Below are 12,973 nucleotides of genomic sequence, written 5' to 3'. Positions count from 1 at the left end.
CAGCGGCGCGCGGCGGCAGCTGGCGCGCCTGCACTGTGCGTTGCGTGGCGCGCACCGCGCGTGCAACCGCGCGTGCCGCGGGGGCGCCGCTGGTGCGGGTGGCCGTTCGCACCGCCTGGGCCACGCCGCGCACCGCGGCGCGACGCACGGCGGGCGCGGCGCGCGCGACCGAGGGGAGGGCGCGGCGGAGTACCATGCCGGCCAGCACCGGCGCGGCGGCGTCGATCGCATCCTCGTCGAGTCCATCCACCAGTTCGTCGAAGGTCTCATACTCGTCGGCGCCGTCGGCGAGCATGCGCCCGGCCACATTGGCGATGCGCCCGATCAACTGTGCTTGTGGAAGAGGAATCATGCTGGCGATCGGTCCCACCACACGCGCGGCCTGCCCAATGCCTTGCCCCACGCGGCGCGCGACATTGACCGCGCCGCTCGCCATGCGCCGCAGGCGGCGGAAGAACTCGTCGGCGTCACCGGCTTCCATGGCATCGGCCACGGCGTCCTCCATGCCGTCCAGTTCGTCGTAGGCGGCCTCGTATTCGTCGACGGAGTCGATGCCGTCCACGTCCTCGTAGGTATCGCCCTCGTCCTCGCCTTCGTCATACTGGGTCGCGCCGCCTGCGAGCACGCGGCCGACGAAGTTGTCCTCGCCTTCATCCCATTCGTCGTAGCTGTCGTTGCCCTCGTCGGATTCGTCGTACCCGTCGTCGTGCATCAGGTCCATCGCGCTGCCTCGAGTGGGGCCCTCGGCGGCTTCATCCATCAGCTCGTCCATTACATCGGCCTCGAATCGGTCCATGGTGTGCTCCTTGGTGTGCGGCTCAAGTTGATTGGCTCAGCGGGGTGCGACCGTCAGCGTCACAGGTCCGCCGAAGTGGAAGGTCCGGGGTCTTCTCGGCCGGATGGTGCGCACGCCGCGGCCGATGCCTGTGGGGCGGGCCATCGGCCCAGGGGGAGCGGGTTGCGCCAGGCGATCGAGCATGCGGGGATTGGCGACGACGCGGCGCGCGGCCTGGGGCAGCCCACGGTGCAGCGCCCGCGCGGCCTGGTTCGGCGGTTGCTGGCGTTGGCGTGCGACGCGGGTGGCGGCGCGCGCCAGCGGTGCCAGGGCGCGTGTGGCCCCGGGTCCGCCTGCGCGCACCAGTTCGCGTGCCGCGCTGGCGACGCCGCGCACGAGTTGCCGCCGGCCCGCGGCCGATAGTTGCGCCACATTTGACAGGCCGAGTCCGCGCGCGGCGGCTCGCGTGGCGAGCGCCACCGCTGCGGGCAGGGCCTCGTCGATGCCGTCGTTGGCATAGAGATCGATCATCGCGTCCATGCCCTGGCTCGCGCTGGCCTGCGAGGCGAGCAGTTGGCTGATCTGCGCGAGCATGTCCTGAGTGCCGCCGCCAAGGGTGCCGAGGGCGCCCGCCTGCCGGCGCGCCTGGCGCGCCGCGTGGCTGACGTCCCCGGCAAGGCGGCCAGCGGTTTGCAGGCCGCGCGCAAGGTTCGGCGCGCCCAGCATGCGCGCAAGGGCGGCCGCCGCGTTGGCGGTGGGGGAAGCAGCCTGCGCCACCCGGCCCACCTGTCCCGCCACGCGGCCCGCCCTTCGTGCGACGCCCTGCATGCGTCCGGCCTGGCGGCTTATCACCCCGGCCGCGCGGCCGAGGCCGCCCAGCAGGCGGCCGAGAAATTCGTCGTCGTCGGCGGCGTCGAGGCCGTCGGCTACTTCTTCCTCGAAGGCGTTCCATACGGCCATCTGGTCGATGTGGTCGCCGATGTCGGTGTCTTGCGCGGCCGCCATATCGGCCGAATCTGTCTCGTCCGTGAAAGCATCGTCGCCCCCGTCCTCGTCAAACGGGGACGCGGTCCGCGCCAAGCCCGATTGCAGCGCGGCATGATCGGCGGCGTCGTCGGCCGTGTCGCCGTAGTCCGTGCTACTGGCGTATTCGTCCAAACTGAGGTCTTCCATCAGGTCATTGTCGAATTGGTCGCTCATCGCATGCCTCCACGCGGCCGTGTGTCATGCCGCTGTCATGGCCACTCTAGATGCGGCGAGGTGCCCGCCGCATCGCCCGATGCCTCTGGCACGGCGGGATTCGCGCGACCGGCCGGGCGCGACAGGACCGGCGCATCGGGGTACGGCACAACGGGCCCGCAAGGCGGGGCGTGCCGCCTTGCCGTAGCCGGAATGGGGTAGCCTGCTTGCGCTCTCGCTTTTTCCTTGCAAAGTCACCGGCCATATGCCAAAACAAAGAAGTTTCGAGCGGCCTGTGTCAGGGAAAAGTGCAGCGGGGGCACTGCAGCCTGACTCAGGGGAACGCTGTCAGCGCGCATGGATACGAATGCGGACTCGAAGCCGGCAGTTGAGCTGTGCCGTCATGCGGGCATCCGGCGTGCCGTTCGCTCGTCGTCGTGTTGCCAGGCGGAACGACAAGAAGGAAAAACCATGCTTCACAGATTCCGCCGGGGCGCGCTGCTGGCACCGTACAGCGCATTAGGGGATTCGCCCACGGCCGGGTACGGGGCGGCGGCAATCCGGTCGGGCAGTTGGGGGAGAGAGGTCTGCGAGGTCGAACTGGGCGGCCGGCGATGTCGGTTGCTGCAGGTAGGCGGCCTGCGTGCGCCACGCGGGGGGGCGTACGGGGAAGGCGAGATTACCCAGTTCGAGTTCGAGGGGAACTATTACGCCCTGATCGCTGATCCGGTGGCCGTGCCGGCGGCCGCGCCGCTGCCGGCCGGCGAGCCGCGTCCCGCCGTCCCCGATGTGCGAAGCGTGTTGACCGTGCGCGAACTGCAGATCGTGCAACTCGTCTGCATGGGCTATTTGACTAAGCAGATCGCGGGCCGGCTTCATATCAGCGAATTTACCGTCCGCTCGTATCTCAAGACGATCTACTGCAAACTCGGTGTCCGATCGCGCGCGGCGATGGTGTTCTGCTATATGCAGGCATGCGCTGGAGGCGCGGACGGCGCCCAAACCTGACAGCGGTCCGGTATCGGCTAACCGGAAGGAACGACACGATTTTTCAGGCAGACATCGACGGGTGCACGAAAGACTGCATTCACAGGAACCCGATCGAGAACCAAGGCACCAGTGTCAGCAGCAGCAAAGCCACCAGCAGCGCCGCCATGTGCGGCCAGACCCGCGGCATGGCCACGTCAGGCGAGACCCGCCCGATGGCGCAAGCCGCGTAGAAGCCGACGCCGAACGGTGGCGCAAACAGGCCCAGGCCCATGGCGAAGATCACCACCATGGCGTAGTGGACTTCATGCACGCCGACGATCTTTGCGATCGGGAACAGAAGCGGGCCGAACAGCACTATGGCCGGGATGCCTTCAAGCAGGCTGCCGAGCAGGACGAATGCCAGCGCCGACACCAGCAGGAATCCGGTCTTGCCGCCCGGCACGGCGGACATGATCTTCACCAGGTCGTCGGCGAAGCCCGATTGCGTCAGCGCCCACGCCATTGTGGTGGCGCAGCCGACGATCAGCAGGATCGCGCCGGACAGCGCAGCGGTATCGACCAGCATCGGGTAGATGCTGCGCCAGTGGAAGCGCCGGTAGACGAAGATGCCGGCGAGCACTGCGTAGAAGATGCCGATGGTGGACACTTCGGTCGCGGTGGCCACGCTTTCCACTACCGCGGTGCGGATGATCACGGGCAAGGCCAGGGCCGGCAGGGCCACCAGCAGCGATTTCACGATCACGGCGCGCGTAGGGCGTACCACCGTGCTCATGTCTTCCTTGCGCGTCTGGAACCAGACTACGCAGGCCATCATGACCAGGCCCACGGCCGCAGGCATCAGGCCGCCGATGAAGAGCGAGGTGATCGACACACCGGTGACCGATCCCACCGTGATCAGCACGATGCTGGGCGGGATCGTTTCGGACATCGCGCCGGACGCCGACAACAATCCGATCAGGTCACCGTCCCTGGCGCCGCGCTGCTTCATTTCCGGGAACAGCGCGGGCGCGACCGCTGCCATGTCGGCTGCCTTTGCGCCGGAGATGCCGGACACGATATACATCGCGCCGAGCAGCACGTACTGCAGGCCGCCGCGCACATGCCCGATCAGGTTGGCGAGGAAACTGATCATGGCGCGCGCCAGTCCGGTCATCTCGATCAGCGCGCCCAGGAAGACAAAGAGCGGCACGGCGAGCAGGATCAGGTGCGACATGCCTTCCTGCATGCGGTTCGGGACGATCGACAGCGGGGTCGTGGTGGTGAAGGCCAGGTAGCACATGGTGGCCAGGCCGAAGGCAAAGGCGATCGGCACGCCAATGGCGACGCATACCACCAGCACCAGCAGGAAGAAGATCACCAGGTTGATGTTGCCGAGTTCTGCCAGCACCGGGGACAAGGCCCACAAGATTGCCCCGATTACGCCTACCGCCACGCCGCTGACGAGAACCCGTTTACAGTCGGCCTGCGCGACCAGCCGGATGACGGCCGTCGCCAGCATCAGCAGCGCGCCGGCGAGCACCGCCGCGGAGCGATAGCCCTCGCTGATCTCCAGCGTTGGCGACGAGACTTCGATGTGTTCACTCAGGTGCTCGTAGGCCGGCCAGACCAGCATCAGCAGGAACGCCACCACCAGCCACATGCCAAAGGCATCGAGCCACGCGCGCCTGCCCGGCGCCAGGTCCTTGATGAAGGTGGTCAGCTGCATATGCGCGCTGCGCTGCAGCGCAATGATGGCGCCCAGCATCGCCAGCCAGAGGAACAGGATGCTGGCCAGTTCATCGGTCCAGGGGATCGGCGCATGCAGGACATAGCGCGCGAAGGCGCCACCGCCCAGGATGGCGATCTCGGCAAGCACGATCAGCGCGGCCGGAATCTCCACGACCCAGCGCATGGCGCGGCCCCACACGGCAAGGGCGGCGCCTGGTTCCTGCGGTGCGCCAGCGAAGGTTTCGGCAGTGTGCTCCATCGTCGTGTCTCCATTCGGCACGCGCTGAGGCGCGGCTTCTCGTTCAGTCTGGTGGTATGGCGTCAGGCCAGGCGGCCCGCGTATTTCTCGAGCTTGGCCCAGGCTTCCTCGCCGTACTTCTTCTTCCACTCGGTGTAGAAGCCCGCGCTTTGCAGCAACTGGCGGAAGGGCGCGGGATCGGGCCGGTTCAGCGCGATGCCGAGCTTGCCCAGTTCCGCCTGCGCATCGACATTCAGCCTGGCGATGTCTTCGCGCTGGCGCAGCGCCGCGCTGTCGAAATGGGTGGCGATGGTCGCCTGCACTTCCTTGGGCAGCGCCTGGAATTTCCTGGCGTTGCCGAAGATGAAGTGGCCATCCCAGGTATGCGCGGTAAGCGAGCAGAACTTCTGGACTTCGTACAGCTTGGCGCTGCGGATCAGGGCGAGCGGGTTTTCCTGGCCGTCCACCACCCGCGTCTGCAGCGCGGAGTAGAGCTCGCCGAACGGAATGGCGGTCGGCGCGGCGCCAAGCGCCTTGAACATCGAGATCCAGAGCGGGATGCCGGGAACGCGGATCTTGAAGCCCTTCAGGTCCGCAGGGGTCTGAACCGGCCGGCTGGCCGAGGTGATATTGCGGTAGCCGTTGTCCAGGCACTTTTCAAACACGTGCAGGTTGACCTTGCCCAGCGCTGCCCGCACGTGCGCGCCGACGTCGCCATCCATGGCCGCCCAGACCGTGGCGTAGTCCTTGAAGGCAAAGGCGACACCGTTGATGCCGGCGGTCGGCACCAGCGTCTGCAGGTTGGTGCCGGCAGTGGACATGAAATCCATGGCTCCGGCGCGGGTCTGCGAGATCATGTCGGGCTCGCTGCCCAACTGGCTGGCGGGATACACCTGGAGATCCACCTTGCCGCCGGTGTCCTTGCGGATGGCCTCCGCGGCTTCCTTGATGCGCAGTGTGCCCGGATGGTCCGCAGGAAACGCCGTGCCGTACTTGAGCCGGATGCCGGCGCCCTGGGCAAGGCCGTGGCGTACCGGCAATGCAAGCGCGAGACTGCCTGCGGCCAGGGCGCCGAACTGGCGGCGTGTCAGGGAGAAGGTCATGGTGATGTGTGCTCCTGTATTGAAAGATCTGGCGCCTTATTGGCGCGGCGGCATGGACAGCAATGCCGCCGCGCCGCGGTTTGCCAGTGCCGCCAGGTAAGCGGCAAGGCGGGCGGCAAGGGGCGCGGGCCACGGCGTGGTGCCAAAGACGGCGGCATGGCCGAGCGCCTGGCGCGCGGCATCGGCGTCGCAGCCTGCGCTGCGCAGGCGATCGGCCAATGCCGCGGCGCCGGGGTCGCTGATCGCAAGTACCTCGCCGCAGTCGCTGCGGCCGGTTCGCAGGTAATGCAGCCACATCGCCAGCGCACGCTCAAGGAATGGCCGTTCGACGCCCGCGCTGCAGCTTTCGCGCAAGGCGGGCAGCCAGCGCACGGGGATCTTCTGCGTGCCATCCGTCGCGATCTGTGCGGTCAGGTGGGCGAGGGCGGTATTCTCGAAGCGATGCAGCAGTTCGCGACAGTAGCGGTCGACGTCATAGCCTGGCGGCGCCGCAACAGTGGCGCGCAAGTCTTGCATTACGCCCCGCGCGAATGCGGCGGCAGCGGGATTCGCCATGACGTCTGCGATGCTGGAAAATCCGCCAAGCTGACCGGCATAGGCCATTGCCGAATGGGTGCCGTTGAGCAGGCGCAGCTTCATCGCCTGGTAAGGCCGGACATCGGTCGTCAGCAGCGCGCCACCGGCTTCCCATGCGGGCCGTGGTCCCGCGAAACGGTCTTCGATGACCCATTGCGTGAAGGGCTCGCACACGACGGCGGCTTCGTCGCGCACGCCGAGCAGCCGGCTGGCCAGGTCGAGCGATGCTGTGCTGGCGGCCGGCACGATCCGGTCGACCATTGAATTGGGCAGTGCGATCTCGTCCTCGATGCGCCGTGGCAGGTTTGGATCGGACAGTTCCGCGAACTGTGCAAGCAGCCGACGCAAGGTGTCGCCGTTGCCCGCCATGTTGTCGCAGCACACCACGCTGAGCGGGGCGCCGCGCGGCCGGCGGCGTATGCCCGCCGCAAGGATGCCGAGGGTGCTGCGGGGGCGCTCCGGGTTGGCCAGGTCGTGGCGGATGTCTTCATCGCCGAGGTCGAGCCCGGTCGTTGACGGGAGCTGGCTGTAACCCTTCTCGGTCACGGTGCTGGTGACGACGCTGACCGCCGGGTCAGCGATGGCGTCGATTACCTGCTTCAGGGCCTGTGGCGCATACAGCGACGCAACGACGGCACCGACGATCCGTGTGTGGCTGGCATCGCCATGACGCTCGGTGACCGAATAGAGATGGTCCTGGGCTTGCAGCGTGTTGCCCGTGGCGGGGCTGCGCAAGCTGACGCCGATGATTCCCCACCGGGTATCGCCCTGCGCCAGGGCGGCTTCGGTGTACAGCGCCTGGTGGGCGCGGTGGAATGCACCCAGACCCAGATGCACGATGCCCCGGCCCAGGCCGGAGCGATCGTAGCGAGGACGCTCGACCCCGGCACGCACCTTGAGAAGGGCTTCTTGTGAGAGGCGCTGATGGCGTGCTGCCGTGGCGGAAATGGGCTGCATATCGATATAGGATCACATTTCTCTGGTTACTGCCATGGTAGTGCGGCGGTGTTGTGCACTGTAGTCGCGAGTATTTGGCGAATCCATGCGGGTTTACGCCGAACGATTGGGAAAATGGCGACGTGCTACCATGGCAGTGACACTCAAATAACCGACCCCAAATGCGCGCCTCCCGTATCTCGCTTGTCCGCGAAAATTCCCAGGAAGCCTTCAATGCCGAAGAGGTCCTGACCCGTGCGCTGGCTGGATTCCAGCTGGAAAAGGACCGCTCCTACACCGCCCAGGTCCATGCGATGTTGCAGCGAGCCATCGTGCGCGGCACGCTGCCCCCGCGCATGGCGCTGTCGGAGGCGGCGATCTCCCAGGCAATCGAGGTCAGCCGCACGCCGGTACGTGAAGCGCTGGCCATGCTGGCAGACGAGCAGCTGGTGCTGATCTACCGGCAGGTCGGCACCATCGTTGCGCCGGTGCGCACTTCGCTGATCGAAGAGGGACGCTTCGTGCGCTGCACGCTGGAATGCGCCAATCACGTGCAGCTGGCGCTGTCCATCACGAGCGAGCAACTGGCGGAGTTCGGCAGCATCGTCGAGCGCCAGCGCGCCGCCGTCGCCGGCAACCAGACCGACTTGTTCTCGGAGCTGGATGAGCTGATGCACCGCAGGCTGTTCGAGTTTGCGGGCCGGCACAACGTCTGGGCCATGCTCGAGCCCATCAAGCGGCATTTCGACCGGGTGCGCTGGCTGCTGCTGGGCCGGGTGGCCGACCACGCCAGCCGCGCGCTGCAGGAGCACGAGCAGATGCTGGCGCAGATGGCGGCACGCGATGTCGCGGGCCTCGGGGCCAGCGTCGCTTCGCATATCAACCACATCACCGAGCACCTCCAGGCGTTGCGCAAGCAGGCGCCGGAGAGCTATTTCACTGACTGACCTCGCGGGGGAAGGCGACTTGAAGATCGAATCGGTACAAACCATTGTCACCTGTCCGGGGCGCAACTTTGTCACGGTCAAGGTGATGACGGATGAAGGCGTCCATGGCCTGGGCGATGCTACGCTCAACGGGCGGGAACTGGCGGTCCAGGCCTATCTGGACGAGCACGTGATTCCATGCCTGATCGGGCGCGATCCCCGCAACCTCGAGGACATCTGGCAATACCTGTATCGCGGCGCCTACTGGCGCCGCGGCCCGGTCACGATGACCGCCATCGCAGCCATCGACATGGCCTTGTGGGATATCAAGGGCAAGCTGGCCGGCATGCCGGTGTACCAGTTGCTGGGCGGCAGAAGCCGGTGGGGGCTGATGGTGTATGGCCATGCCAACGGGCGCGACCACGCCGAGGCCGTGGAGGCCGTGCAGCGTCATGTGGAGCAGGGCTACAAGGCCATCCGCGTGCAGTCCGGCGTGCCCGGCCTGGGCAAGGTGTATGGCGTGGGCAAGGGTGGCGGGCATTACGAGCCCGCCGAGAAAGGCCTGCCGTCGGAAGAGCCCTGGGATACTTCGCTCTACCTGCGCCATACGCCTGAACTGTTCCGCAAGGTGCGCGACGCCGTGGGTTTCGGGCCCCACCTGCTGCACGACGCCCACCATCGCCTGACGCCGATCGAGGCCGCGCGGCTCGGCAAGGCGCTAGAGCCCTTCAGCCTGTTCTGGCTGGAAGACGCCACGCCGGCAGAGAACCAGGAGGCGTTCCGGCTGATCCGCCAGCACACCACCACGCCGCTGGCCGTGGGGGAAGTCTTCAACTCGGTCTGGGACTGCAAGACGCTGATCAGCGAGCAACTGGTCGACTACATCCGCGCCACCATCGTGCACGCGGGCGGCATCACCCATGTGCGGCGCATCGCGGATTTTGCGGCCATGTACCAGGTGCGTACTGGGTTCCATGGGGCGACCGACCTGTCGCCGGTGTGCATGGCGGCCGCGGTCAACTTCGGGCTGTGGGCGCCCAACTTCGGCATCCAGGAACTGATGCCGCACAGCGAACTGACTGATGCGGTCTTTCCCCACAACTACCGCTTTGAAGACGGCTACCTGGTCATGGACGAGGTGCCGGGCCTTGGTGTCGATATCGACGAAGCACTGGCCGCAAAGTATCCCTACGAACGTGCCTACCTGCCGGTTGCGCGGCTGGCGGATGGCGCGATGTGGCACTGGTAGCCGGAGTTTCCGATGCTTAGCATTGTTGTCGAAGAACCCAACAGCATGGCCGTATGCGAGCGGCCAATGCCGGAGCCCGCTGCCGGCGAGGTGCGCGTACGCGTGCGCTATGCCGGCATCTGCGGTTCCGACCTGCATATCTTCCGCGGTCACAATCCGTTCGTGGCGTATCCGCGCGTCATCGGCCACGAGTTCGTCGGCACCATCGATGCCGTGGGTGCCGGGGTGGATGCGTCGCGCATCGGCCAGCGCGTGGTGGCGGATCCGGTCATCAGTTGCGGACAATGCCACGCATGCCGGATCGGCCGCCAGAACGTGTGCAGCCGGCTCCAGGTGATCGGGGTGCATCGCGACGGAGGCTTCAGCGAGTACGCCTGCGTGCCGGCCGGCAATGCCTATGTGATTCCGGACGGCATGCCCGAAGCCAGCGCTTCGGTGATCGAGCCGTTTGCCGTGGCTGCCAATGTCACGCACCGCACCGGCGTGCTTGCGCAGGATGTGGCATTGATCTATGGCGCGGGGCCGGTCGGGCTCAACCTGATGCAGGTACTCAAGCGCGTCCATGGCATCCGCGCCTTCATCACGGATCACCTCGACGAGCGCCTGGCGCTAGCGCGGCAATGCGGTGCGGGAGAGGACGAAGTCATCAACACCGCGCGCGAGCCCCTCGAACAGGCGCTGGCGGCGCGAGGCGTGGAAGGCGGTCCGACACTGATCTTCGATGCCGTATGCCATCCGGCCATCCTGGAGGAGGCCGTGCGCATTGCGGCACCGGCCGGGCGTATCGGGGTATTGGGCTTTTCACCGACGCCATCGGCGATCCCGCAGCAGGAACTCACCAGGAAGGAATTGACGCTGTATGCCTCGCGGCTTAACTGCGCGATGTTCCCGACGGTGATTGACTGGATCGCGAAAGGCCTGGTCAATCCCGGGAAAATTGTCACGCACCACGTCGATTTCCGCGATATTGCCGGCGCGTTTGCACTGGCCGAGGGCAATCCGGGCAAATGCTGCAAGGTGCTGCTTGACTTTGGCCATGGTGGCTGACATGGCGGATTTCGGGCTCATCGGGCTTCCTCACGCAGGTGAGTTGCCGGGCGTACGGCGCAACTTGCATAACCTGGTCCAGCGTTCGGCCGCCAAGCGGCAGGCGGATCGTCGCGAGCTGGAACAGACGTTGGCGCGGCTCACAGGGCGGGGTGTCTGAAGCGTCGACGACCCTTGCGTAATCAGCAGGTGGCGCTTGACGCGCATTCTCTCTTCGTTCACCTTATGTCCCCGGCAGGGCCGGCGTCCCATTGCGGCGCCAGGCTTTGTGCGGCGATCGCGCCAGCGCAGCCCGCGGCTGAACAACAAATGGTGACCAAAGGGAGACCATCGCAATGAGCAAGCTACTGCTCGGACCCGTGCTGTCGTTTCGTGGCCTCGGAACGGATGGCTCATGGAGGGTGACGGTGCTCATCGGCATCGAAGATCAAGCCAGGGTTCCTCCGGTCACCGTGGAGGGCCGCAAGGCCGGCAAGCCGGTGATCCTGCTGCAGCATGCGGGCCACACCTATCTGCGCTACGACTTGTCCTGCAAGCTGCGCAAGAACGAACGGCGGGTACCGTACAGCATCGAAGGTGTCGGGGAAGCGTGGCACTTTACCGTGCCCGGCAAGGGCTACGCGCCGCGCATGGCCTATGTTTCGTGCAACGGATTCTCCGACCCGAGCGGCATGCGCAAGCTGGTCAAGGCTGAGAATGCGGTTTGGGCGGACTTGCTGTGCAACCACGACAAGGACATCCGTCCGGCAGGCTATGAGCTGGACAAGGAGCAGCTCTGGCACGAGGCGCGTACCCATGACCAGGGCAACCAGCGCTTCCATCTGATGCTGATGGGCGGCGACCAGATCTACTTCGATTCGATCTGGGAAGACCTCAAGCTGCTGAAGCGCTGGATCGGGTTGACGCGCGAGGAGCAGCTGCAGTACCCGGTGGACGCTGACCTCGAGAAGGAAATCGAGGACTACTATTTCAAGCACTACAGCGAGCGCTGGCTGCCTCATGCAAGGTCAGGGTGGGGTAGCGCAGACAAGCCGCTCGATGCTGCCCAGGCCATGGCACGGATCCCCACGGTGATGATGTGGGATGACCATGACATCTTCGACGGCTGGGGTTCCTATAGCTCCGAGATGCAGCGCAGTCCGTTGTTCCAGCGGCTGTTCTTCCATGCGCGCCGGGCCTTCTGGGTGTTCCAGATGCAGCATGCTGTCGAGCAGCTTCCCGACCTGGTGCCGCGCACTGACGTCAGGGTCCGGTCTGACGATCCATTGTTCGAACCGGTCAAGTGGTCTCAGGTGCTGTCCGGCGACAAGCTTGCGCTGCCGTTGCTGGACGAGCAGCCGGGGTTCACGTTCGCGCATTCGGCTGGCCCAGTCAGCGTGATCGTTGCCGACCTGAGGACCGAACGATCCCAGGAACAGGTGCTTGGACCCGGTACCTGGGGCGCACTGCAGCGGTGGCTGTCGGGGATCGAGTCGGGCGATGCCGCCAGCCCCGGTGGCATCAATTGCCAGCATCTGCTGCTGATGTCTTCCGTGCCCGTGGTGCATCCCAAGCTGTCGCTGGCCGAAGCCTTCCTGGACAACTTTGGCCAGGATCATGTGCTCGACAGCAGTGCCGATGACCTCAAGGACCACTGGACCCACGACGACCACGAGGGCGAGAGGAAGCGCCTGGTGGAGACCTTGCTCAAGACCGCCAGCCAGAAGCAGCTGCGGGTCACGATCATCTCTGGCGATGTCCATGTCGCGGCCTGGGGTGTCGCCTGCAGGAAAGATGTGGGGCCGAAGGACAACTGGGCGCAGATACAGCAGCTGACCAGTACTGCCGTGGTGCATCCCTCGCTGGTCGGGGTCATGGAGCGTCTGTTCTTCCATGTGCTGAACAACGTCGCTCAGTCGAAGCAGGCGCTTGATGTCAACCTGTCCGCGGAAATGATGCTCTTCCCCGGATCCAACCGGTACGTGATGCCGGCCAGGAACTGGCTTGCGATCGAGTTGGACCGGGGCACGGACAACCCGAACGGCTGCAAGCTGTGGGCGACGTGGCGGTGCGAGACCAAGGCGGCGTTCACCAATCACCTGCTGGCTACCGACCCGGTGAACTTATAATCTGGATCGAGTCAGAGAGTAGGGCGGGGCGGTGTGCTCAGGCATGCGTGCCCATGCCTCGCCGATTCAAACCCCATCCGCGGAGGATTCATACCATGCGCCATTGATGCCGCCGTCTGCATGACGGCCAGTCTCCACC

Annotated in this window: 10 protein-coding genes; 5 read left to right on the top strand and 5 right to left on the bottom strand. The window is 66.0% G+C overall.

What is annotated here, in order from left to right; all coding sequences use genetic code 11:
• Both C265_RS24175 and C265_RS24170 read right to left on the bottom strand, forming a co-directional pair.
• The coding region (locus C265_RS24175) for a hypothetical protein (RefSeq protein ID WP_010809556.1) at positions 1-796 on the bottom strand (796 nt) is incomplete at its 3' end.
• A 36-nt stretch (positions 797-832) separates the two neighbouring features.
• The gene (locus C265_RS24170; protein ID WP_010809555.1) at positions 833-1,975 is read right to left on the bottom strand and encodes a hypothetical protein; all 1,143 of its coding nucleotides are present in this window, start codon (positions 1,973-1,975) and stop codon (positions 833-835) included.
• 450 nt (positions 1,976-2,425) lie between these two features.
• Between C265_RS24170 and C265_RS31085 the strand changes: the two genes are divergently transcribed.
• Entirely contained in the window at positions 2,426-2,962 is a 537-nt protein-coding gene (locus C265_RS31085; protein ID WP_010809554.1) for a response regulator transcription factor, read from the top strand.
• 79 nt (positions 2,963-3,041) lie between these two features.
• On the opposite strand, the gene C265_RS24160 is transcribed toward C265_RS31085, so the two are convergent.
• From C265_RS24160 to C265_RS24150, 3 genes are all read right to left on the bottom strand, one after another.
• Positions 3,042-4,910 (bottom strand): TRAP transporter large permease subunit, encoded by a 1,869-nt coding sequence (locus C265_RS24160; protein WP_010809553.1) that lies wholly within the window; start codon positions 4,908-4,910, stop codon positions 3,042-3,044.
• A 62-nt stretch (positions 4,911-4,972) separates the two neighbouring features.
• A complete protein-coding gene (locus C265_RS24155) occupies positions 4,973-5,992 on the bottom strand; it encodes a TRAP transporter substrate-binding protein (RefSeq protein WP_010809552.1) in 1,020 nt (339 codons plus the stop codon).
• 36 nt (positions 5,993-6,028) lie between these two features.
• Positions 6,029-7,525, bottom strand: coding sequence for a mannitol dehydrogenase family protein (locus tag C265_RS24150; RefSeq protein ID WP_010809551.1), 1,497 nt, complete (start codon positions 7,523-7,525; stop codon positions 6,029-6,031).
• Positions 7,526-7,686: 161 nt separating this feature from the next.
• Here C265_RS24150 and C265_RS24145 point away from each other — a divergent pair, with 161 nt between their 5' ends.
• From C265_RS24145 to C265_RS24130, 4 genes are all read left to right on the top strand, one after another.
• Positions 7,687-8,451 carry a GntR family transcriptional regulator gene (locus tag C265_RS24145; RefSeq protein ID WP_010809550.1) on the top strand — a complete coding sequence of 255 codons (765 nt, stop codon included), beginning with the start codon at positions 7,687-7,689 and terminating at the stop codon, positions 8,449-8,451.
• 19 nt (positions 8,452-8,470) lie between these two features.
• Positions 8,471-9,679, top strand: coding sequence for a D-mannonate dehydratase ManD (manD, locus tag C265_RS24140; RefSeq protein WP_010809549.1), 1,209 nt, complete (start codon positions 8,471-8,473; stop codon positions 9,677-9,679).
• A gap of 12 nt (positions 9,680-9,691) precedes the next feature.
• Complete coding sequence (locus tag C265_RS24135) at positions 9,692-10,726, top strand: Zn-dependent oxidoreductase (RefSeq protein ID WP_010809548.1); 1,035 nt, start codon at positions 9,692-9,694, stop codon at positions 10,724-10,726.
• A 329-nt stretch (positions 10,727-11,055) separates the two neighbouring features.
• Entirely contained in the window at positions 11,056-12,834 is a 1,779-nt protein-coding gene (locus C265_RS24130) for an alkaline phosphatase family protein (RefSeq protein ID WP_371258377.1), read from the top strand.
• Positions 12,835-12,973 lie beyond the last annotated feature (139 nt).

It is taken from the genome of Cupriavidus sp. GA3-3, from assembly GCF_000389805.1.
Taxonomy (GTDB): Bacteria; Pseudomonadota; Gammaproteobacteria; order Burkholderiales; family Burkholderiaceae; genus Cupriavidus; species Cupriavidus necator_D.
The sequence above is the reverse complement of the archived record's forward strand: the minus strand, read 5'-3'. Positions and strand labels throughout refer to the sequence as shown.

What these genes read in the sequence shown, in the direction of transcription:
- C265_RS24170 (WP_010809555.1), bottom strand. Translation starts at nt 1,975, where the DNA reads ATGAGCGACCAATTCGACAATGACCTGATGGAAGACCTCAGTTTGGAC.
- C265_RS31085 (WP_010809554.1), top strand. Translation starts at nt 2,426, where the DNA reads ATGCTTCACAGATTCCGCCGGGGCGCGCTGCTGGCACCGTACAGCGCA.
- C265_RS24160 (WP_010809553.1), bottom strand. Translation starts at nt 4,910, where the DNA reads ATGGAGCACACTGCCGAAACCTTCGCTGGCGCACCGCAGGAACCAGGC.
- C265_RS24155 (WP_010809552.1), bottom strand. Translation starts at nt 5,992, where the DNA reads ATGACCTTCTCCCTGACACGCCGCCAGTTCGGCGCCCTGGCCGCAGGC.
- C265_RS24150 (WP_010809551.1), bottom strand. Translation starts at nt 7,525, where the DNA reads ATGCAGCCCATTTCCGCCACGGCAGCACGCCATCAGCGCCTCTCACAA.
- C265_RS24145 (WP_010809550.1), top strand. Translation starts at nt 7,687, where the DNA reads ATGCGCGCCTCCCGTATCTCGCTTGTCCGCGAAAATTCCCAGGAAGCC.
- C265_RS24135 (WP_010809548.1), top strand. Translation starts at nt 9,692, where the DNA reads ATGCTTAGCATTGTTGTCGAAGAACCCAACAGCATGGCCGTATGCGAG.